The organism is Candidatus Allofournierella merdavium (genome assembly GCF_944382735.1).
Classification (GTDB): Bacteria; Bacillota; Clostridia; order Oscillospirales; family Ruminococcaceae; genus Allofournierella_A; species Allofournierella_A merdavium.
In genome coordinates this window covers 168582-190711 of record NZ_CALWND010000002.1, presented here as the reverse complement: position 1 = coordinate 190711, position 22130 = coordinate 168582, and the positions used below count along the sequence as shown (strand labels likewise).

Genomic DNA, 22130 nt, shown 5'->3' with positions numbered 1-22130 from the left:
CGGAGGAACGCGTTATGGCAAAAAGCATCACCCTGCTGGGCTCCACCGGCTCCATCGGCACGCAGAGCCTGGATGTGGCCCGCAGCCAGGGATACACCATCCGGGCGCTGGCCGCCCACTCCAATGTGGACCGGCTGCTGGAGCAGATCGGGGAGTTTCATCCCCGCTATGTGGCGGTGGCGGATCCCGCGGCCTGCCGCAAGCTGCGGGATGCGCTGGCGGACCAGCCGGGCGCGCCCCGGGTGCTGGAGGGCGCCGAGGGCATCGTGACCCTGGCCGGCATGGGCGAGGCGGACGTGGTCCTCAACGCCGTGGTGGGCATCGCGGGCCTGGGCGCCACCCTGGCCGCGCTGGAGAGCGGCTGCGACGTGGCCCTGGCCAACAAGGAGAGCCTGGTCACCGGCGGCTATCTGGTCACAAAAGCGGCGAAGGATCACGGCGCAAAATTGCTGCCGGTGGACAGCGAACACTCCGCCATCTTCCAGTGCCTGCAGGACGCCCACTCCGCCAAGGCCCTCACCAAGATCCTGCTCACCGCCTCCGGCGGGCCCTTCTTCGGGATGAAGAAGGAGGAATTGGCCGGCAAGACCAAGGCGGACGCCCTCAAACATCCCAACTGGAACATGGGCGCCAAGATCACCATCGACTCGGCCACCCTGATGAACAAGGGGCTGGAACTGATCGAGGCGGTGTGGCTGTTCGGCCTGCCGCCGGAGAAGGTGCAGGTGGTGGTGCAGCGCCAGAGCATCATTCATTCCATGGTGCAGTTTTCCGACAATTCCATTCTGGCGCAGCTGGGGGTGCCGGATATGCGCATCCCCATCCAGTACGCACTCACCTGGCCCGAGCGAGCCCCGGGCTGCGCGCCGGAACTGGATTTCACCACCCTCAAGGCCATCACCTTCGACGTGGCCGACGAGGAGACCTTCCGGTGCCTTGCGGCCTGCAAGAAAGCCATTGCCAAGGGGGGCCTGGGTCCCTGCGCCGCCAACGGGGCCAACGAGGAGGCGGTGCGCCTGTTCCTGGAAGACAGGATCGGCTTTTTGGACATCGGCCGCCTGGTGGAGGCGGTGGTGGACAGCGACTCCTTCGGCGGCGGATACATCCTCGCCGACGTGTACGAGTGTGACCGGATGGCCCGCTCCTTTGTGCAAAGTCATTTGGCTTGACAGGAGAGAACGCTGTCGATTTTAGAAGAAAGCGAGCAAACAAGGGCATATGTCAGTTTTGATTACGACCGTCGTTTCGGTGCTGATCTTCGGGCTGGTGGTGATGATCCACGAACTCGGGCATTTCGTCTGTGCCAAAAAGGCGGGCATCCAGGTGAACGAATTTTCCATCGGTATGGGGCCGGCGCTCTTCAGCCGGGTGCGGCACGGCACACGATACAGCATCCGTGCGCTGCCGGTGGGCGGTTATGTGAGCATGGAAGGGGAGGACGAGGAACTGGAGGAGGACACGGCGTTCTCTGATCCTGACCTTCCGCCGGAGGAAAAGACCGGCCTGCCCTTCCCCAAGGTAAAGGTGTGGAAGCGCATCATTGTGGTGGCCGCCGGCGCCATCATGAACCTGGTGCTAGGCTTTGTGGTGCTGCTGCTGGTCTTTTCCGGCACCGACACGCTGGCCAGCCGCACCGTGGCGCTGGTGGAGGAAGGAAGCGCGGTGGAGGCCTCCGGCCTGCAGGTGGGGGATGAGATCCTGGCCATCAACGGCCGCCGCTGCTTTGTGACCAACGATATAATATACGAGTTACAGCGCAGTGAAGACTTCACCGCCGACTTCACCGTGCGGCGGAACGGCGAAAAGGTGCAGATCGATGACGTTCACTTTGACCAGGTGCAAAACGGCGACACCGTTACCATGAACATGGGCTTCAAGGTCTACGCGCTGGAGAAGACGCCGCTGAACGTGATCGGGCAGGCCTTTGATTATACCCTCTTCTATGCCCGGCTGGTGTTCCGCTCGCTGGTGGATCTTGTGACCCAGCGGGTGAGCGTGACCGAACTCTCCGGCCCGGTGGGCATCGTCAGCGCCATCAACCAGGCGGCGGGCATGGGCCTGTCCGAGGTGCTCAGCCTGCTGGCGCTGCTCACGGTGAACCTGGGCATCTTCAACCTGCTGCCCTTCCCGGCGCTGGACGGCGGCAAGCTGGTGTTCCTGTTCATCGAGGGCATCTTCCGCCGACCGCTGCCCAAGCGGTTTGAGATCTGGGTGAACATGGCGGGGCTGCTGTTCCTGTTCGCTGTGATGATCTTCGCCACCTTCAACGACATTACCCGTCTGTTCTGATCAGAAAAGAGGAATAAATATGCGCAAAGTAAAGCGTGAAGTGAACATCGGCAATCTGGCCATCGGCGGCCACAACCCGGTGGCGGTGCAGACCATGCTCAACGTGCCCGCCGCCGACGTGGCGGGCAACGTGGCCCAGGCGGTGCGGGTGGCCGAGGCCGGCTGCCAGATCGTGCGGGTGAGCGTGCCCACCCTGGAGGACGTGCGCCTGATCGAGGCCATCAAGAACGCCGTGGACATCCCCCTGGTGGCGGATATCCACTTCAACCATCGCATCGCGCTGGCCTGTGTGGACGCCGGGGTGGACAAAATTCGCCTGAACCCGGGCAACATCGGCGGCGACGACCATGTGAAAGAGGTGGCTGCCGCCTGTAAAGCGAAAAACATTCCCATCCGTATCGGGGTGAATGCCGGCAGCCTGGAAAAAGAGGTGCTGGCCAAATATGGCGCGCCGGTGCCGGAGGCGCTGGTGGAGAGCGCCATGTACCATGTGTCTTTGCTGGAGAAATTCGATTTTGACAACATCGTCATCTCCATCAAGTCCAGCAATGTGCCCCGGATGATGGCGGCCTACCGGCTGCTCAGCGAGCGGTGCGACTATCCGCTGCATGTGGGCGTCACCGAGGCGGGCACCTACCGCATGGGGCTCATCAAGTCCGGCATGGGCATCGGCGGGCTGCTGCTGGAGGGCATCGGCGACACACTGCGGGTCTCCCTCACCGATGAACCGGAGAAGGAGGTCCAGGCAGGCTTTGACATCCTGCGCGCCGCCGGTCACGCCGTGGGCGGCCCGGAGATCATCAGCTGCCCCACCTGCGGGCGCACCAACATCCCGGTGGCGCAGATCGCCGACGAGGTGGAGCGCCGGCTCAAGGGCTACAAAAAGCCCGTCAAGGTGGCGGTGATGGGCTGTGTGGTGAACGGCCCCGGCGAGGCCCGGGAGGCGGACATCGGCATTGCCGGCGGCAAGGACGAGGCCCTTCTGTTCATCCGCGGCGAAAAGATCCGCATGCTGCGGGGCGATATCGTCGGGCAGCTGGTGGACGAGATCTATAAACTGTAAACTTTTGCTGCCGCAAGCCTGCGGGCGGGGCCGGGCCCCGTCCGTGGGCTGCGCTTTGTTACAAGGAGAGGGAGAACACATTGAAGCCACTGGTGAGCCAGCTGTGGCCGCAGTTCAACGCCGACGAGACCTTTGCCCGCTGTTTTGCGGGGGTGCTTGTGGAGCAGGTGGAACTGCTGCGCACCAGCCGAAAACTGAAGATCAGCCTGCGCAGCGCCTCGCCCTTGCCGAATGAGCTGTGCGGGCGGCTTTGCGCGTCGCTGGCGCCGCAGTTCGAGGGGCTGGAACTGACCGTGTGCAATTACTTTCCCTTTGAGACCATCACCGAAGAGAGCCTGCGGGCGATGATCGAGGAACTGCGGGATGAGGGCCTGCCGGTAAACGGCTTTCTGGACCACGCAGCCTTCGCGCTGCAGGGCGCGCAGCTTGCCATCACGGTGCCGGTGGGAAGGAACATCCTGGAGGGCATCGGTTTCCCGGATACGCTGGCAAAGCTGGTGCAGCAGCGCACCGGTGTGCTGCCCACCGTCACGCTGGAGCAGAACAGCAGTCTCACCGCCGACGAGTGGGAGAAACGGGTGCTGGAAAAGGCCCCCGCGCCCCGTTTCGAGGAGAAAAAGCAGCCTCCCGACTTCAAGATCCCCGGGCTGGACCTTTCCGACAAACCGGTGAGCGTGTTCCACGGCAAGACCTTCAAGCCCGGGGCCGTCACCCCCCTCAAGGACCTGGGCAGCGACAGCGGCAAGGTCACCATCTGGGGCGATGTGTTCGCCGTGGAGGTGAAGGGCAACTTCCAGAAGAGTTACATCGTGTCCATCACCGACTACACCGGCTCCATCAGCCTGAAGCTGCGCAGCCGGGACGGGGAGGACTACTCCCGCTGGGAGGAAGTGAAGAAGGGCACCACCTTTGTGCTCAAGGGCGAGTGCGCCTATGACAAATATGAGCACGACTATGTGGTCTACCCCTACGACGTGCTGCAGGTGGAGCGCAAAAAGCGGGAGGACACTGCCCCCGAAAAGCGGGTGGAGCTGCACCTGCACACCAAGCTTTCCAGCATGGACGGCTTCTGCGACCCGGGCGAGATCGTGCGCACCGCGCATCGCATGGGCCACCGCGCCATCGCCATCACCGACCACGGTGTCTGCCAGGGCTTCCCCGAGGCGATGCTGGCCGCCGAGGCCATCCGCAAAAACGACCCGGATTTCAAACTCATCTACGGCTGCGAGGCCTATTTTGTGGACGATATGGTGCCGGTGCTCTACGGCGAGGCCTCCGGGCCGCTCACCGGCAGCTTTGTGGTCTACGACACCGAGACCACCGGCCTGGACCCCAAGACCGAGGCCCTCGCCGAGATCGGCGCGGTGCTGGTGGAAAACGGCGAGATCACCAAAACCTTCGGCACCTTCGTGAACCCCGGCAAGCCCATCCCCCCCAAGATCGTGGAACTCACCGGCATCAACGACGCCATGGTGGCCGACGCGCCGGGCCCGGACGAGGCCATCCGGCAGTTCATGGCGTTCGCCGGCGACCGGGTGCTCATCGCCCACAACGCCCATAACTTTGACATGCGCTTTATGCGGGCGGCGGCGCAGCACGCCGGCCTGCGGCTGGAAAATGCCTACATCGACACGCTGCCTCTGGCCCAGAATCTCTACCACGGCCTGCGCAATTATAAGCTGGACACCATCAATGACCATCTGGAGATCGAGCCCTTCAACCACCACCGCGCGGTGGATGACGCCATGGCCCTGGCAAAGATCTTCTGCAAGATGCTGGAGGACCTGGCCCTCAAGGGGGTCAAGACGGTGGAGCAGATCAACACCGGCCTGGGCGGCGGCAATACGGCGGTCATCAAAAAGAAGTATTACCACCTCATCATCCTGGTGCGAAACCAGCTGGGGCTGAAAAACCTCTACAAGATCGTCAGCGAGGCCCATACCAAGTATTTCTTCAAAAAGCCGCGGGTGCCCCGCAGCGTGCTGGACAAGTACCGGGAGGGGCTCATCATCGGTTCTGCCTGTGAGGCCGGTGAGCTTTACAGGGCTATCGTGGAAGGCCGCAGCTTCGAGGAGTTGTGCCGCATCGCCGAGTACTACGATTTCCTGGAGGTGCAGCCCCTGGGCAACAACGAGTACATGCTGCGGGAGCACCTGGTGGACTCCATCGAGAAGATACAGGATTTCAACCGCACGGTCATCAAACTGGGCGAAGCGCTCCACAAGCCGGTGGTGGCCACCGGCGACGTGCATTTCCAGGACCCGGAGGATTCGGTCTACCGGGCGGTGCTGCAGGCGGGCAACGGCTTCAAGGACGCCGACAACCAGGCGCCCCTCTACTACCGCACCACCCAGGATATGCTGGACCAGTTCTACTACCTGCCCAAGGACAAAGCCTTTGAGATCGTGGTGAAGAACCCCAACAAAATTGCCGATATGTGCGACGGCGGCATCCGGGCCATCCCCAAGGGCACCTTCCCGCCCTCCATCGAGGGCGCGGAGCAGCAGCTGCGGGACGCCACCTGGTCCACCGCCAAAAAGCACTACGGCGACCCGCTGCCGGAGATCGTCCAGTCCCGCCTGCAGCGGGAACTGGACTCCATCTGCGGCCACGGCTTTGCTGTGCTGTACGTCATCGCCGTCAAGCTGGTGGCCTACTCCAACGCGGGGGGCTACCAGGTGGGCAGCCGTGGTTCGGTCGGTTCCTCCGCCGTGGCCCACTTCTCGGGCATTTCCGAGGTGAACAGCCTGCCGCCCCACTACCTGTGTCCGGAATGCCAGTACAGCGAGTTCATCACCGACGGCAGCGTGGCCGACGGCTTTGACCTGCCGGACAAGAACTGCCCCCGCTGCGGCGCCAAACTCATCGTGGACGGCCACGACATCCCCTTCGAGACCTTCCTGGGATTCGACGGCGACAAGGAGCCGGATATCGACCTGAACTTCTCCGGCGAGTACCAGAGCCAGGTACACCGCTACACCGAGGAGCTGTTCGGCAAGGAATATGTGTTCAAGGCGGGCACCGTGTCCGGCCTGCAGGATAAGACCGCCTACGGCTATGTGAAGAAGTATCTGGAGGAGCGGGGCCGCACGGTGAACCGCGCCGAGGAAAACCGCCTCACCGTGGGCTGCACCGGGGTCAAGCGCACCACCGGCCAGCACCCGGGCGGTATGGTGGTGGTGCCGGACGTGCACGAGATCCAGGATTTCTGCCCCATCCAGCACCCCGCCGATGACAAGGACAAGGGTGTGCTGACCACCCACTTCGAATTCAAATACCTCCATGATACGCTGCTCAAGCTGGACGAGCTGGGCCACGATGTGCCCACCATGTACAAGTATCTGGAGGACATGACCGGCATCCCCATGGACCAGGTGCCCATGAACGACCGCAAGGTCATCAGCCTGCTGGTGAGCACCGAGGCGCTGGGGGTGCGCCCGGAACAGATCGGCAGCCAGACCGGCACCTTCGGCATCCCGGAACTGGGCACCCCCTTCGTGCGCCAGATGCTCATCGAGGCCCAGCCCAAGAACTTCAGCGACCTGATCCAGATCTCGGGCCTGTCCCACGGCACCGACGTGTGGAACGGCAACGCCCAGGACCTGATCAAAAATCAGATCTGCACCATTTCCGACGTGATCGGCTGCCGCGACAGCATCATGACCTACCTGCTGCACAAGGGGCTGGAGCCGAAACTGGCCTTCAACATCATGGAGCTCACCCGAAAGGGCAAGGTGGCCAAGGGGGGCTTCCCGCCGGGTGCGGAGGAAAAGATGAAGGAGTGCGGCGTGCCGGACTGGTACATGGATTCCTGCCGCAAGATCAAGTACATGTTCCCCAAAGCGCACGCGGTGGCCTATCTGATCGCGGCCATCCGGCTGATGTGGTTCAAGGTCTACCATCCCCAGGCGTTCTATGCCACCTACTTCACCGTGCGCGGCGACGACATCGACTACGAGGCCGCCGTGGGCGGGGTGAAGGTGGCCCAGCAGCATCTGAAAGAGGTGGAGCAGCGTCTGCGGGAGGAAAAGAAGGCCAAGGACGAGGACATCCAGGTGTCGCTGCAGCTGGTGAACGAGATGCTGGCCCGGGGCTGCGAATTTTTGCCCATCGAACTGGGCAAGAGCCGCGCCGTGCGCTACATGGTGGAGGACGGCAAGGTGCGCCTGCCTTTCGCCTCGCTGAAGGGCGTGGGCGAGGCCGCGGCTCAGGCGCTGGAGGCGGCCACCATCAACGGGCAGGAATACCTCTCGGTGGAGGAACTGCAGCAGGCCTGCGGCGTGTCCAGCGCGGTGATGGAAAACCTGAAAAACGTGGGCGCCCTCGGCAGCCTGCCGGACACCAGCCAGGTCAGCTTCTTCTGAACAGTGAAAAACGGCGGCCCGCTCCCCGAAAGGGGAGACGGGCCGCCGTGCTTTATGCAAAAGGGAAGAGCGGATCATTTTCTTGCCAAAGAGTCGAACTTGTCCAGAATGGCCGGGTGTTCCAGCCGGATGGTCTTGCCACTCAGGGTACACAGCGTGTTCTCCGGCGGCAGCTGGGCAAAGGTGAGGCTCACCGCGCAGAGGGCCTGGGTCCTGAAGCCGGTCTTTTCGTTCCACTTGCGGTTGCCGTACTTGATGTCCCCCAGCACCGGCGCGCCCAGAAAGGCAAGATGTGCCCGGATCTGATGGGTGCGCCCGGTCACAAGGCCGATGCGGCAGAGGGCGAAGGGACCTTCGGTGCGCTCCACCGCCACATCGGTGATGATCTGCTTGAAGCCCTCGCCGGGCCCGGCCTGCACCTTCACCTTGTTGTTCTTTTCGTCGTGGCGCAGGTACGCGGTGTGCCGGCCCGCGGCGGGCACGCCGAAGGTGATGGTCAGGTATTCCTTGCGCACAAGGTCGTTTCGAATGACGGCGTTCATGTCCCGCAGCGCGGCGTAGGTCTTGGCGCCCACCACCAGCCCCTCGGTGCCCCGGTCCAGCCGGTTGCAGAGCGCCGGCTTGAAAGACGCCTCCGCCCGCGGGTCAAACTCGCCTTTTTGGGCAAGATAAGCGATGAAGGCGTCCACCAGGCTGGCGTCGCCGGTGCGGTCGCCGTGGCACAGCAGATGAGCGGGTTTGTAGAGCACGGCGATGGCGTCATCCTCGTACACCACCCTCAAAGCCGGCAGCTTCCGGGCAGGAGCAGGCTTTGGGGGAGCGGCGGCAAAAAACTCGTCGTTGATGTAAAGTTCCACCACGTCCCCCGGATGCAGCCGGTAGTCCGGCGTCTGGCGTTTGCCGTTCACCTTGATGCGCTTGTTGCGAAAACTCTTGTAAAGCAGGCTGGCGGGCAGGCCGGTGGTGACGCTCTCCACAAAGCGGGAAAGCCGCGCCCCATCCTCATTTGCGCCGGCGGTAAATTGTTTCAAATCCCCTGGCCCCTCTCTTTAAAAATGCCTGCAAATAGTATATAATAAATCGGATAATGCGTAAAGTGCCAATGGGGAAAGGAGGGGGACAGCTTGCCGCAGGAAAAAGGGCTTCATACGAATCACCGCCAGCGGATGTACAGGCGGTTTGCCCAGCAGGGCGGCTTTTCCGGCTTTGCAGAGCACGAGGTGCTGGAATACATCCTGTACCTCGCCATCCCCCGCAGGGATACGAACCCGCTGGCCCACCGGCTGATCGACCGTTTCGGCAGCCTGTGTCAGGTGCTGGAGGCCAGCGAGGCCGACATCCTCTCGGTGGAGGGGGCGGGGCCGGCGGTGGCCCGGCTGCTCACCACCATGCACGCCGCCAACCGCTATTACAGCCAGAACCGCGCCCGGGCGCCCCGGGCCTTTCAGGACCTGGAGGAGGTGGCGGACTACCTCATCCCCCAATTTTACGGCGCGGTGACCGAACAGGTCTACGTCCTGTTTCTGGACGACCGCAACTGCCCCATCAAGCTGCAAAAGGTCACCGAGGGCACTGTGAACGAGGCGGCCATGGCCCGCACCCAGATCGCCCGGCTGGCGGTGCAGTGCCACGCCACCCAGGCGGTACTGGCTCACAACCATCCGGCGGGGGCGGCGCTGCCCAGCCCCGCCGACATCCAGTTCACCCGGGACCTGGCCAACGCCCTGGCAAGCCTGGGCATTCGTTTTCTGGACCACATCATCGTGGACCGGGAAGGGGATTACATCTCGCTGCAGCAGTCGGGGCGGATGCCCGCGGTGGAACCCTCCCTGCTGCAGGGGGTGGCAGGCAGCAAGGAAAAACCCCTGGAGGAAGAGAAAAAGGAGAACCATGGATCAGTTTAAACTTGTTTCCAGCTATCAGCCCACCGGCGATCAGCCTCAGGCCATTGAAAAACTGGCCGAGGGTATCCTGCGGGGGGATAAGGCCCAGACGCTGCTGGGCGTGACCGGCAGCGGCAAGACCTTTACCATGGCCAACGTCATCGCAAAGGTGAACCGGCCCACCCTGGTACTGGCCCACAACAAGACGCTGGCCGCCCAGCTGTGCACCGAGTTCCGGGAGTTTTTCCCCGAGAACGCGGTGGAGTATTTCGTGTCCTACTACGATTATTATCAGCCGGAGGCCTATATCCCCTCCACCGACACCTACATCGAGAAGGACAGCGCCATCAACGACGAGATCGACCGGCTGCGCCACTCCGCCACGGCGGCCCTCTCCGAGCGGCGGGACGTCATCATCGTGGCCAGCGTTTCCTGCATCTACAGCCTGGGCGACCCCATCGACTACCGCAGCATGGTCATCAGCCTGCGGCCGGGCATGCAGATGGACCGGGACGAGCTGTGCCGCCGTCTGGTGAAGCTGCAGTACGAGCGCAACGACATCAACTTTGTGCGCAATAAGTTCCGCGTCCGGGGCGACACGGTGGAGATCAACCTGGCCTACGCCAGCGACACCGCCATCCGGGTGGAGTTCTTCGGCGACGAGGTGGATCGCATCAGCGAGATGAACCCCCTCACCGGCGAGCGCAAAAACGTCGTCAAACATGTGGCCATCTTCCCGGCCAGCCACTACATCGTCTCGCCGGAGAAGATGCGCGCCGGCCTTGTGCGCATCCAGGAGGAGATGGACGCCCAGGTGCGCAAGTTCACCGAGGAGGGCAAGCTGCTGGAGGCCCAGCGCATCGCCCAGCGCACCCGCTACGACATGGAGATGCTCCAGGAAGTAGGCATGTGCAAGGGCATCGAGAACTATTCCGCGGTGCTCAGCGGCCGGGCCCCCGGTTCCACCCCCACCACGCTGCTGGACTATTTCCCCAAGGACTTCCTGCTCTTTGTGGACGAAAGCCACGTCATGCTGCCACAGCTGCGGGCCATGTACGGCGGCGACTACGCCCGCAAGCGCACCCTGGTGGACTACGGCTTCCGCCTGCCTTCCGCCTTCGACAACCGCCCACTCAAATTCGAGGAGGTGGAGCAAAAGCTCAACCAGATCGTCTTTGTCAGCGCCACCCCCGGCGAATACGAGCGGGAGCACAGCACCCAGATCGCCGAGCAGGTCATCCGGCCCACCGGCCTGCTTGACCCGCAGATCATCGTCAAACCGGTGGAGGGCCAGATCGAGGACCTTCTGGGCGAGATTAACCTGCGCACCGCCCAAAACGAGCGAGTGCTGGTGACCACCCTCACCAAGAAAATGGCCGAAGACCTGACCGACTTCCTCTCGGAGCACGGTGTAAAGGTAAAATACATGCATCACGAGGTGGACACCTTCGAGCGCATGGAACTCATCAAGGACCTGCGCACCGGCGCCATCGACGTGATCGTGGGCATCAACCTGCTGCGGGAGGGCCTGGACCTGCCGGAGGTTTCGCTGGTGGCCATCCTGGATGCGGACAAGGAGGGCTTTCTGCGCAGCGAAACGAGCCTTGTGCAGACCATCGGCCGGGCGGCCCGCAACGCCGACGGCGTGGTCATCATGTACGCCGACGAGGTCACCCCCAGCATGGAGCGGGCCATCACCGAGACCGAGCGCCGCCGCTCCATCCAGATGGCCTACAACGAGGCCCACGGCATCGTGCCCAAAACCATCGTCAAGAGCATCCGTGAGGGCATCGAGATCAGCGACCACAAGGAGAACGAAAAGCTTTCCGGCCACCGCATGAGCAAGGCCGAGCGGGAGCAGCTCATCACCCGGCTGACGAGGGAGATGAAGGAGGCCGCGCGCCTTCTGGAATTCGAGCACGCTGCCTTTTTGCGGGACCGCATCGACCGGCTGCGCCGGGGCGAGAACCCAACAGAGGAGCCTCAGGCGCCCAAAAAGCGCCGCGGCCGCCGCTGAGCAAACCGACCAAGGGAGAGTATATCTGTGAGCAACGACAAGATCGTAATCAAGGGTGCGCGGGAGCACAACCTGAAAAACGTGGACCTGACCATCCCGCGGGACAAGCTGATCGTCATGACCGGCCTGTCCGGGTCGGGCAAATCCAGCCTTGCCTTCGACACCATCTACGCCGACGGCCAGCGCCGCTATATGGAGAGCCTTTCCAGCTACGCCCGGATGTTCCTGGGCCAGATGGAAAAGCCGGATGTGGACGACATCCAGGGCCTTTCGCCCGCCATCTCCATCGACCAGAAGACCACCAACCGCAACCCCCGGTCCACCGTGGGCACGGTGACGGAGATTTACGACTACCTGCGCCTTCTCTACGCCCGCATCGGCATTCCCCACTGCCCGGTGTGCGGCCGGGTCATCAGCCAGCAGACGGTGGATCAGATGGTGGACGCGGTGCTGGCGCTGCCGGCCGGCACCCGCTTTCAGGTGCTGGCGCCGGTGGTGCGCGGGCGCAAGGGCACCCAGCAGAAGGAGCTGGACGCCGCTCGCCGGGGCGGCTACGCCCGGGTGCGCATCGACGGGGACATGTACGACCTGGACGAGGAGATCGCCCTGGAAAAGAACAAAAAGCACACGGTGGAGATCGTGGTGGACCGCCTCGTCATCAACGAGAACGTCCACAGCCGCCTGGCCGACAGCCTGGAGACCGCCCTCGCCCTCACCGGCGGGCTGGTCACGGTGGACGTGCCGGGCGGGGAGACCATGCAGTTCAGCCAAAGCTACGCCTGCCCGGAGCACGGCGTGTCGGTGAACGAACTGGAGCCGCGGATGTTCAGCTTCAACAATCCCTTCGGCGCCTGCGAGCGCTGCACGGGTCTGGGCACCTTCATGCGGGTGGATCCGGAGCTCATCATCCCCAACAAGGAACTCTCCATCCGCCAGGGGGCCATCAAGGCAAGCGGCTGGTACTACGCCGAGGGCTCGGTGAGCGAGATGTACTATGAGGGCCTTGCAAAGCACTATGGCTTTACACTGGACACCCCCATCAAGGACCTGAGCGCCAAGGCGCTGAACGCCCTGCTTTACGGCACCGGCGGCGAGCGCATCGAGATGCACCGGGAGAACGAGTTCGGCTCCGGGCGGTACCTCAACGACTTTGAGGGCATCGTGAACAATCTGGAGCGCCGTTTCCGGGAGACCGGCAGCGAGTGGATGAAGGAGGAGATCGCCACCGTGATGAACGGGGTGGAGTGCCCCGAGTGCCACGGCAAGCGCCTCAAGCCCGCCAGCCTGGCGGTGACGGTGGGGGGCAAGAACATCAGCGATTTCTGCGAGATGAGCGTGCGGCAGGAACTGGAATTTCTGAACGGCATGGAACTTACCCACCAGGAGCACCTCATCGGCGACGGCATCCTGAAGGAAGTGCGGGAGCGGCTGGGCTTTCTGCAGAGCGTGGGCCTGGACTATCTGACCCTCTCCCGTGGGGCGTCGGGCCTGTCCGGCGGCGAGAGCCAGCGCATCCGCCTTGCCACCCAGATCGGCAGCGCCCTCACCGGCGTGCTCTATGTGCTGGACGAGCCCAGCATCGGCCTGCACCAGCGGGACAACGACAAGCTGATCGCCACCCTCAAGCGGCTGCGGGATCTGGGCAACACCCTCATCGTGGTGGAACACGACGAGGACACCATGCGCCAGGCGGACTACATCGTGGACGTGGGCCCCGGCGCGGGGGTCCACGGCGGCGAGATCGTGGCCGCCGGCACGGTGGAGGACATCTGCGCCGCTCCCCGCAGCATCACCGGCGATTATCTCTCCGGCCGCAAAAAGATCGTGGTGCCCGCCACCCGGCGCAAGGGCACCGGCAAAAAGCTGCGCATCGTGGGCGCGGCGGAGAACAACCTGCGCAACATCAACGTGGACATCCCCCTGGGGCGGATGGTCTGCGTCACCGGCGTGTCCGGCTCGGGCAAGTCCAGCCTCATCAATGAGGTGTTCTATAAGGCGCTGGCCATGGAGCTGAACGGCGCCAAGCGCCGCCCCGGCAAATTCAAGGCCATCGAGGGGCTGGAAAACGTGGACAAGGTCATCGGCATCGACCAGGCCCCCATCGGACGCACCCCCCGCTCCAACCCCGCCACCTACACCGGCGTGTTCACCGACATCCGCAATGTTTTCGCCCAGACCCAGGACGCCAAGATGCGGGGCTACGGCCCCGGCCGGTTCAGCTTCAACGTGAAGGGCGGCCGGTGCGAAGCCTGCGAGGGCGACGGCATCGTCCAGATCGAGATGCACTTTCTGCCGGACATCTTTGTGCCCTGTGAGGTGTGCAAGGGCGCGCGCTACAACCGGGAGACGCTGGAAGTCAAGTACAAGGGCAAGAGCATCGCGGACGTGCTGAACATGACGGTGGAGGAGGCCTGCGTCTTCTTTGCCAACGTGCCCAAGATCGCCCGCAAGCTGCAGACCCTGATGGATGTGGGCCTGGGGTATATCACCCTGGGCCAGAGCGCCACCACCCTGTCGGGCGGCGAGGCCCAGCGGGTGAAGCTGGCGCTGGAACTGGCCCGCCGGGAGACCGGCCGCACGGTGTATGTGCTGGACGAGCCCAGCACCGGCCTGCATGTGGCGGACGTCCACAAGCTGATTGGCGTGCTGGACCGGCTGGTGGAGGGCGGCAACACGGTGGTCATCATCGAGCACAACCTGGACATCATCAAACGGGCGGACTATATCATCGATCTCGGCCCCGAAGGGGGCAGCGAGGGCGGCACCATCGTGGCCACCGGCACCCCCGAGCAGGTGGCGGAAAATCCCGCTTCCTACACCGGCAGGTACCTCAAACCCATCCTGGAGCGGGATCGGGTGTGAGGCGCGCATTTGGCTCTTGTGCCAGACCGCAAAATATAGTATACTAAATCAGAATATCGGTGCGTTTGCCACAAGCAGGGGTGCCGTTTCACAAAAGCAACACCCGAGCGGAGGAAAAAACTGCATTGGAGATCCTGCATTTTGAACACAACCAGGGGGCAGCACAGCACATCGCCTCCTTTTATGACACCCCGCCCTTGGCCTATATCCACTCCTTCGGCTGCCAGCAGAACGTCAACGACGGCGAAAAGATCAAGGGCGTGCTGGCGGACGTGGGCTTTGGCCTGTGCGACGCCCCGGAGCAGGCCGACCTCATTCTTTTCAACACCTGCGCCGTGCGGGAACACGCCGAACAGCGGGTGTTCGGCAACGTGGGGGCGCTGAAGAGCCTGAAGGAGAAAAATCCCCGGCTGATCATCGGCCTCTGCGGCTGCATGGCCCAGCAGCCCACCGTGGTGGAGAAGCTGCGCAAAAGCTATCCCTTTGTGGACCTGGTGTTCGGGGTGAACGCCATCGACACCCTGCCGCAGCTGCTGTGCGAAAAGCTTGCCGGCGGCAAAAAGCGTCTCTTGCAGATGCCGGTGGAGCGAACGGACATCGTGGAAGAGGTGCCCATCCGCCGGGATTCCGACTTCCGGGCCTGGCTGCCCATCATGTACGGCTGCGATAACTTCTGCACCTACTGCATCGTGCCCTATGTGCGCGGCAGAGAGCGCAGCCGCCGCCCCGAGGACATCCTGGCGGAATTCCGCCAGCTGGTGCAGGCGGGCTACAAGGAGATCACCCTGCTGGGCCAGAACGTGAACAGCTACGGCAAAGGCCTGGAGCCCCGGGTGGACTTCGCCGACCTGCTTTTGATGCTCTGCCAGGTGCCGGGCGACTATCACCTGCGCTTCATGACCAGCCACCCCAAGGACGTCAGCCGCAAACTCATTGACGTGATCGCCGCCGAGGAGCGCATCTGCAATCATCTGCACCTTCCGGTGCAGAGCGGCAGCGACCGCATCCTGAAGGAGATGAACCGGCACTACACGGTGCAGCAGTATCTGGAACTCATCGACTACGCCAAGGCAAAAATTCCCGGGGTGACCTTCTCCAGTGACATCATCGTGGGGTTTCCCGGCGAGACGGAGGAGGACTTTGCCGCCACGCTGGAACTCATCCGGAAGGTGCAGTATATGCAGCTGTTCACCTTCATCTATTCCAAGCGCACCGGCACCAAGGCCGCCTCGATGCCTGACCCGGTGACCCACAAGGAAAAAACCGAGCGCATGGCGCGCCTTCTGGCGGTGCAGGAGGAGATCGCCCACGCCCAGACAGCCGCCCTTGTGGGGGATACCCAGCGGGTGCTGGCGGAGGGCCACAGCCGCACCCCCGGCACCCTGGCCGGGCGCCTCACCAACAATCTGGTGGTGGAGTTTCCGGGCGATGAGGCCCTCATCGGGCAGTACGTCCGGGTGCATTTCACCTCCAGCAAAGGCACCATCCTCAAAGGAACACTTGTGTAAAACAAAAATACTTTATAATTAAAAGGAGAACTACTATGGACGCGATCGACCTTTTCAAGAAAGCCGCTGTTGCCCTGCAGACCGACGAGCGCTATCTGGCGCTGGCCGCCGCCCGCAAGGCCAACGATGAAGACGAAGCCCTGCAGGACATGATCGGCGAGTTCAACCTGGCCCGCATGGATCTGAACAACGAAATTTCCAAGGACGCGCGGGATGACGAGCGAGTCGCCAGCCTGAACGCCAAGGTCAACGACCTCTACGGCAAGATCATGGCCAGCGAGGGCATGGTGGCCTACAACGCGGCCAAGGCGGACGCCGAGGCTCTTATCAGCCACATTGACGCCATCATCAACACCGCCATGAACGGCGGCGACCCGATGCTGGTGGAAGCGCCCGCGGCCGGCTGCAGCGGCAGCTGTGCCTCCTGCGGCGGCTGCGGCTGATCGCACATACCCATGTCAAACGGCGCGGCGGCAGACACTACCGCCGCGCCGCCCTTCATTTTTGGATACGGCCCCCTTTAAGAGATTACAGGCAGGTGAAGCGCAACAATGGCGGAACTTTCCCCCATGATGGCCCAGTATTTTGAGATCAAACAGCAGCACAAGGATGAGATCCTGTTTTTCCGGCTGGGTGACTTCTACGAAATGTTCTACGACGACGCGATCCTCGCGTCCAAGGAGTTGGAACTCACCCTCACCGGGCGGGACTGCGGCCAGCCCGAGCGCGCCCCCATGTGCGGCGTGCCCTTCCACAGCTACGAGAGTTATGTGGCCCGGCTCATTGCCAAGGGCTACAAGGTGGCCATCTGCGAACAGATGGAGGACCCGGCCCTGGCCAAGGGGCTGGTGAAACGGGATGTCATCCGGGTCATCACCCCCGGCACCGTCATCGAGAGCAGTATGCTCCAGGACGACAAAAACAACTACATCTGCAGTATATACTTGGAGGGGGACAAGGCCGGCGTCTGCTTCGCCGACGTCTCCACCGGGCAGGCCTATGCCACCTTGCTGGCCGGCCCGTCGGTGAGCGGGCAGATCATCACCGAGCTTTGCCGCTACAACCCCAGCGAGGTGCTGTTCAACGAGGCGATGCTCTCGCTGAAGGATGTCACCGCCTACATCAAGCAGCACATGGCCTGCGCCGTGGAATTGATGGAGAACGAGGCCTACGCCGACGCGCAGGACGCCCTGCAGGCCCAGTTCGGCGAGGAGGGCTGGCCTGCCGGCAGCCTCGCGAGGGACGGCGCCGCCGGATTTGCCGTGGCAGGGCTGCTGACCTATCTGCGCCGCACCCAGAAGCACGGCGTGGGACGGATCAAAACGGTGGTCAGCTACGCCGAGGCCCAGTATATGCAGCTGTCGCCGGTGACCCGGGCCAATCTGGAACTGACCCAGACCATGCGCGGGCGGGAGAAGCGGGGCACCCTGCTCTGGGTGCTGGACAAGACCCAAACGGCCATGGGCAAGCGCCTTTTGCGCGGCTGGCTGGAGCAGCCGCTGGTGAGCGCGCCGGCCATCAACGACCGGCTGGACTGCGTGCAGGCTTTGTACGCTGAGAGCGTGCAGCGGGCCGAGATCATCGAGACGCTGAGCCATGTGTTCGATATGGAGCGGCTGATGACCCGCACGGTCTACGGCAGCGCCACCCCCAAAGAGGTGTACGCCCTGGCCGCCACCTGCGCCCAGCTGCCCGGTCTGCGGCAGCTGACCGAGGGCTTTGACTGCCCCCAGCTGAAGGCGCTGGCGGTGCAGATCGACCCCCTCGCCGACATCCACGACCGCATCGTGGCCGCCATCGACCAGAACGCCCCCTCCACCCTCAAGGACGGCGGCGTCATCCGGGAAGGCTTCTCGCCGGAGGTGGACGAACTGCGGGACATCGTCCACGGCGGCAAGGGCTTTTTGTCCCAGATGGAGGCAAAGCTTAAGGAGGAGACCGGCATCCGCACCCTGAAGGTGGGCTTCAACCGGGTGTTCGGCTATTACATCGAGGTCAGCAAATCCTTCACCGATCAGGTGCCCGCGAACTTTGTGCGCAAGCAGACGCTGGCCAATGCCGAGCGCTACATCACCGAGGATCTGAAAAACCTGGAAAACAAGATCCTGGGCGCCAGCGAGCGGCTGCTGGTGCTGGAGCGCAAACTCTTTGAGGAGCTGCTGAACGACCTTGCGGCGCAGCTTGGCCGCATCCAGTCCACCGCCGGCGCGGTGGCGAAGCTGGATGTGCTCACGGCGCTGGCCCAGGTGGCGGTGGACAACAACTATGTCCGCCCCGCAGTGGACGAGGGCAGCGAGCTGCTCATCCGGGAGGGTCGCCACCCGGTGATCGAGCGGATGCTTAAGGGCAACCTGTTCGTACCCAACGACACCACGCTGGACTGCGGCGAAAACAACCTGCTCATCATCACCGGCCCCAACATGGCGGGCAAATCCACCTATATGCGCCAGAACGCCCTGATCGCGCTGATGGCTCAGATCGGCAGCTTTGTACCCGCCAAGGAGTGCCGAGTGGGCGTGGTGGACGCCATCTTCACCCGGGTGGGCGCCTCCGACGACCTGGCCGCCGGTCAGTCCACCTTTATGGTGGAGATGACTGAGGTGGCGCAGATCCTGGAATACGCCACCCGAAAAAGCCTGGTCATCCTGGACGAGATCGGCCGGGGCACCTCCACCTTCGACGGCATGAGCATCGCCCGGGCGGTGGTGGAGCACATCGTGGTCAAGATCGGCTGCAAGACCCTGTTCGCCACCCACTACCACGAACTCACCGAACTGGAGGAGCAGCTGCCCGGCGTCAAGAACTACAACATCGCGGTAAAAAAGCGGGGCGACGACATCACCTTCCTGCGGCGCATCGTCCGCGGCCCCGCCGACGACAGCTACGGCATCCAGGTGGCAAAGCTGGCCGGCCTGCCCGACGAGGTCACCGACCGGGCCAAACAGGTGCTCAAGACGCTGGACGCCGCCAGCCAGGCGAACCGCCGGGTCACACAGCTGGATTTTGACGCGCTGGAGACGATGAACAGCCCCGCGGTGCCCAGCGAGATGATGGACAAGCTGAACGCGCTGGACGTGGAGACGCTGACCCCCATCGAAGCGCTGAATTTTCTGTACGAGTTGAAGAAGACGCTGAAGGACTAAGTTTACTTACGGGAGGGAATACAGGCCCATGGCTGTGATTCATGTGCTGGACAAGCACACCGCGGAGCTGATCGCCGCCGGCGAGGTGGTGGAGCGCCCCGCTTCGGTGGTGAAGGAACTGCTGGAAAACGCCATCGACGCCGGCGCCACCCAGGTGAGCGTCGCCATCGAGAAGGGCGGCGTGTCCCTCATCCAGGTGACGGACAACGGCAGCGGCATCGAGGCGGAGTATATCTCCACCGCCTTCATCCGCCACGCCACCAGCAAAATATCCTGTGAGCAGGATCTGGAAAGCATTCACACCCTGGGCTTCCGCGGCGAGGCGCTGGCCTCCATCGCCAGTGTGGCGCGGGTGGAGGTGCTCACCCGCACCGAACCGGACGAATTCGCCTGCCTCTACCGCATCGAGGGCGGTGAGGAGCAGGGGATGGAGCCGGGCGCGCGGCCGGTGGGCACCACCATCACCGTGCGGGATCTGTTCTACAACACTCCCGCCCGGATGAAGTTTCTGAAAAAGGACGCCAGCGAGGGCGCCTTTGTGGGGGAGACGGTCGGCCGCATCGCCCTGTCCCACCCGGAAGTCTCGGTGGCCTTTATCCGGGAGGGTAAACAGCTTTACAAAACTCCCGGCGACGGGAATCTCAAGAGCGCCGTCTATGCCGTTCTGGGCCGGGACTTCGCCAAAGATCTGCTGCCGGTGGACGACGCCAGCGGCAGCTACCATGTGTCCGGCCTGGTCACTCCGCCCCGGGCCTGCCGGGCCAGCCGGGGCATGCAGTTCTTTTTCATCAACGGGCGGTTCGTCAAAAACCGCACCATGATGGCCGCGCTGGAGAACGCCTATCGCGGCACTCTGATGCAGGGCAAATTCCCCGGCTGCGTGCTGATGCTGGAGATGCCCGCGCAGCTGGTGGATGTAAATGTGCATCCCGCGAAAACGGAGGTCCGTTTCTCCCGGGAGAGCGATGTGTTCGACGCGGTCTATCGGGCGGTGAAGGCTGCCCTTGCCCAGCCGGGCAGCGGTGAACAGCGCTTCAGCTTTGCCAAACAGACGGCGATGGAGGAACCGGCGGAGAAGGTGGAGCAGCTGGACCTCACAACGCCTGTAAAGCATCCCGCAATTACACATGCGACGATCCCCGCGCCCGCCGCGCCGCCTCCGTCCGCGCCCGCCGGGTTGGGCGGATGGGGCAGCGAGCCGGCGGTGCCGCGCCCCGCGCCTGCCCCGCGGCCGGCAGCCCCGGCCTTCGAGGCCGTCCCGTCGCGGCAGGATTCTCTGCACTCCGAACCGCTGCCGCTGGGCGGCAAAGCCGCGCCTGCCGGGCCGGCGCGTCCCCCCGAGGAGGGGATGCCGGAGCGTGGGCAGGCCCCTGCCGATTTCGATGCGGAAGAGACGGGCGCCGCGAGCGACCGCGCCGCACCGCCGGCGGAAGCCCCGCAGGAACCGGCGCCGGCGCAACAGGCCGGGCAGGATGATACGCCGCTGGAATACATCGGTGAGGCTTTTAAAACCTACATCATCACCCAGCGGGGGGACGAACTCTGCCTCATTGACAAGCACGCCGCCCACGAGCGCATTTTGTATGAGCGGCTTGCCGCCGGCTACGGCGCGGCCAGCAGCCAGCTGCTGCTGGCGCCTGTGGCAGTGAACCTCTCCGCCCAGGAAAAGGCGGCGCTGCTGGAAAACGCCGACCTGCTGAACGCCGCGGGCGTGCAGGCGGAGGACTTCGGCGGCACCACCATGCTGGTGCGGGCGGTGCCGGCGGACGTTCCGGTCACCGATGTGGAGGGCCTTTTGTGCGAGCTGGCCGACCGCCTCGCCCGGGGCAGCCGGGAGACGTTGAGCGAAAAGACCCAGTGGGTGATGCACTCCATCGCCTGCAAGGCCGCCATCAAGGCGGGGGACAAGTCCGACCGGCAGGAGCTGATGGCCCTGGCCCGGGACATCCTGGCGGGAACGGTGCCGCCCTTCTGCCCCCATGGCCGGCCGGTGGTGCTGAAACTTACCAAAAAGGAGCTGGAAAAACAGTTTGGCCGATTGGGATAAGATGCCGGTGGTGGCCGTGGGCGGCCCCACCGCCAGCGGGAAGACCGCCTTTTCGGTGCAGCTGGCCAAGCGCCTCGGGGCCGAGATCCTCTGCGCCGACTCCATGCAGATCTACAAGGGCCTGGACGTGGGCACCGCCAAGGCGACCCAAGAGGAGATGGAGGGCGTGCCCCATCACCTGATGGACTTTCTGCCTCCGGAAGAGACCTTCAGCGTGGCGGACTTTGTGGCCGCCGCCAACCGGGCGGCCCGGGCCGTCGCCGGCCGGGGCAGGCTGCCCATGCTGGTGGGCGGCACCGGGCTGTACATCGAAAGTTTTTTGAACGGGGTCCGCTTTGCCGAACAAAAAGCCGACCCAGCCCTGCGTGCAAAGCTGGAGCGGGAGGCTGAAGCCCTTGGCCCCGCGGCGATGCACGAAAGGCTGGCCGCCATCGACCCGGACTATGCCGCCGGCGTGCATCCCAACAACGTGGGGCGGGTGATCCGGGCGCTGGAACTCTATTATTCCACCGGCAAGACCATGAGCCGGCAGCGGGCGGAATCGCTGCCCGAGGCGCCGCCCTTTGACGCGGTGGTGTTCTGCCTCGCGCCGGCGGACCGCTCGCGGCTTTACCGGCGCATCGACACCCGGGTGGACCGGATGCTGGACGCCGGCATCCTGGAGGAGGCACGAACGGTTTGGGAGAACCGGGAGCGCTACCGCACGGCGGCTCAGGCCATCGGCTACAAGGAGTTTTTTTCCTATTTCGAGGGGACGGCGGGGCTGAATGCCTGCGCCGAAAAGCTCAAGCAGGCCAGCCGCAACTACGCCAAGCGTCAGCTTACCTGGTTCCGCCGGATGAAGGACGTTGTCTGGCTGGACCCGGACGAGCCGCAGCTTGTGCAGCGCGCCGAGCAGATGGTGCGGGAACACTTCCAACAATGAGCGGCGCGGCCGCGCGCAAAAAGGAGAGG

13 protein-coding genes are annotated in these 22130 nt (G+C 63.8%); 12 read left to right on the top strand and 1 reads right to left on the bottom strand.

What is annotated here, in order from left to right; translation table 11 throughout:
- Nucleotides 1–14: 14 nt before the first annotated feature.
- The 4 genes from dxr to ACH2A7_RS02280 all read left to right on the top strand — a co-directional run bounded on the left by dxr (nt 15) and on the right by ACH2A7_RS02280 (nt 7716).
- The gene (gene dxr, locus ACH2A7_RS02295) at nt 15–1169 is read left to right on the top strand and encodes a 1-deoxy-D-xylulose-5-phosphate reductoisomerase (RefSeq protein ID WP_394959649.1); all 1155 of its coding nucleotides are present in this window, start codon (nt 15–17) and stop codon (nt 1167–1169) included.
- A 49-nt stretch (nt 1170–1218) separates the two neighbouring features.
- Nucleotides 1219–2289, top strand: coding sequence for an RIP metalloprotease RseP (gene rseP / locus ACH2A7_RS02290; protein WP_394959647.1), 1071 nt, complete (start codon nt 1219–1221; stop codon nt 2287–2289).
- A gap of 19 nt (nt 2290–2308) precedes the next feature.
- Complete coding sequence (gene ispG / locus ACH2A7_RS02285) at nt 2309–3352, top strand: flavodoxin-dependent (E)-4-hydroxy-3-methylbut-2-enyl-diphosphate synthase (protein WP_394959645.1); 1044 nt, start codon at nt 2309–2311, stop codon at nt 3350–3352.
- A 344-nt stretch (nt 3353–3696) separates the two neighbouring features.
- Nucleotides 3697–7716, top strand: coding sequence for a PolC-type DNA polymerase III (locus ACH2A7_RS02280; protein ID WP_394959747.1), 4020 nt, complete (start codon nt 3697–3699; stop codon nt 7714–7716).
- A gap of 74 nt (nt 7717–7790) precedes the next feature.
- On the opposite strand, the gene ACH2A7_RS02275 is transcribed toward ACH2A7_RS02280, so the two are convergent.
- On the bottom strand, nt 7791–8747 hold the full coding sequence (locus tag ACH2A7_RS02275; protein WP_394959643.1) for an RluA family pseudouridine synthase: 957 nt from the start codon (nt 8745–8747) through the stop codon (nt 7791–7793).
- Nucleotides 8748–8840: 93 nt separating this feature from the next.
- Between ACH2A7_RS02275 and ACH2A7_RS02270 the strand changes: the two genes are divergently transcribed.
- From ACH2A7_RS02270 to miaA, 8 genes are all read left to right on the top strand, one after another.
- Entirely contained in the window at nt 8841–9620 is a 780-nt protein-coding gene (locus tag ACH2A7_RS02270) for a RadC family protein (protein WP_394959641.1), read from the top strand.
- Nucleotides 9607–11616 (top strand): excinuclease ABC subunit UvrB, encoded by a 2010-nt coding sequence (uvrB, locus tag ACH2A7_RS02265; protein ID WP_394959639.1) that lies wholly within the window; start codon nt 9607–9609, stop codon nt 11614–11616. Before ACH2A7_RS02270 ends, uvrB begins: the two co-directional genes overlap by 14 nt.
- A 27-nt stretch (nt 11617–11643) precedes the next feature.
- Entirely contained in the window at nt 11644–14478 is a 2835-nt protein-coding gene (uvrA, locus tag ACH2A7_RS02260; RefSeq protein WP_394959637.1) for an excinuclease ABC subunit UvrA, read from the top strand.
- A 125-nt stretch (nt 14479–14603) separates the two neighbouring features.
- Nucleotides 14604–15986 (top strand): tRNA (N6-isopentenyl adenosine(37)-C2)-methylthiotransferase MiaB, encoded by a 1383-nt coding sequence (gene miaB / locus ACH2A7_RS02255; protein WP_394959635.1) that lies wholly within the window; start codon nt 14604–14606, stop codon nt 15984–15986.
- Between the two features lie 35 nt (nt 15987–16021).
- Nucleotides 16022–16429, top strand: coding sequence for a YlbF family regulator (locus ACH2A7_RS02250; protein WP_394959633.1), 408 nt, complete (start codon nt 16022–16024; stop codon nt 16427–16429).
- Between the two features lie 108 nt (nt 16430–16537).
- Nucleotides 16538–19129 carry a DNA mismatch repair protein MutS gene (mutS, locus tag ACH2A7_RS02245; protein WP_394959631.1) on the top strand — a complete coding sequence of 864 codons (2592 nt, stop codon included), beginning with the start codon at nt 16538–16540 and terminating at the stop codon, nt 19127–19129.
- A 28-nt stretch (nt 19130–19157) separates the two neighbouring features.
- Nucleotides 19158–21176 (top strand): DNA mismatch repair endonuclease MutL, encoded by a 2019-nt coding sequence (mutL, locus tag ACH2A7_RS02240; RefSeq protein WP_394959629.1) that lies wholly within the window; start codon nt 19158–19160, stop codon nt 21174–21176.
- A complete protein-coding gene (gene miaA, locus ACH2A7_RS02235; protein WP_394959627.1) occupies nt 21160–22101 on the top strand; it encodes a tRNA (adenosine(37)-N6)-dimethylallyltransferase MiaA in 942 nt (313 codons plus the stop codon). The genes mutL and miaA overlap by 17 nt, the downstream gene beginning before the upstream one ends.
- The last annotated feature ends 29 nt before the right edge of the window (nt 22102–22130 follow it).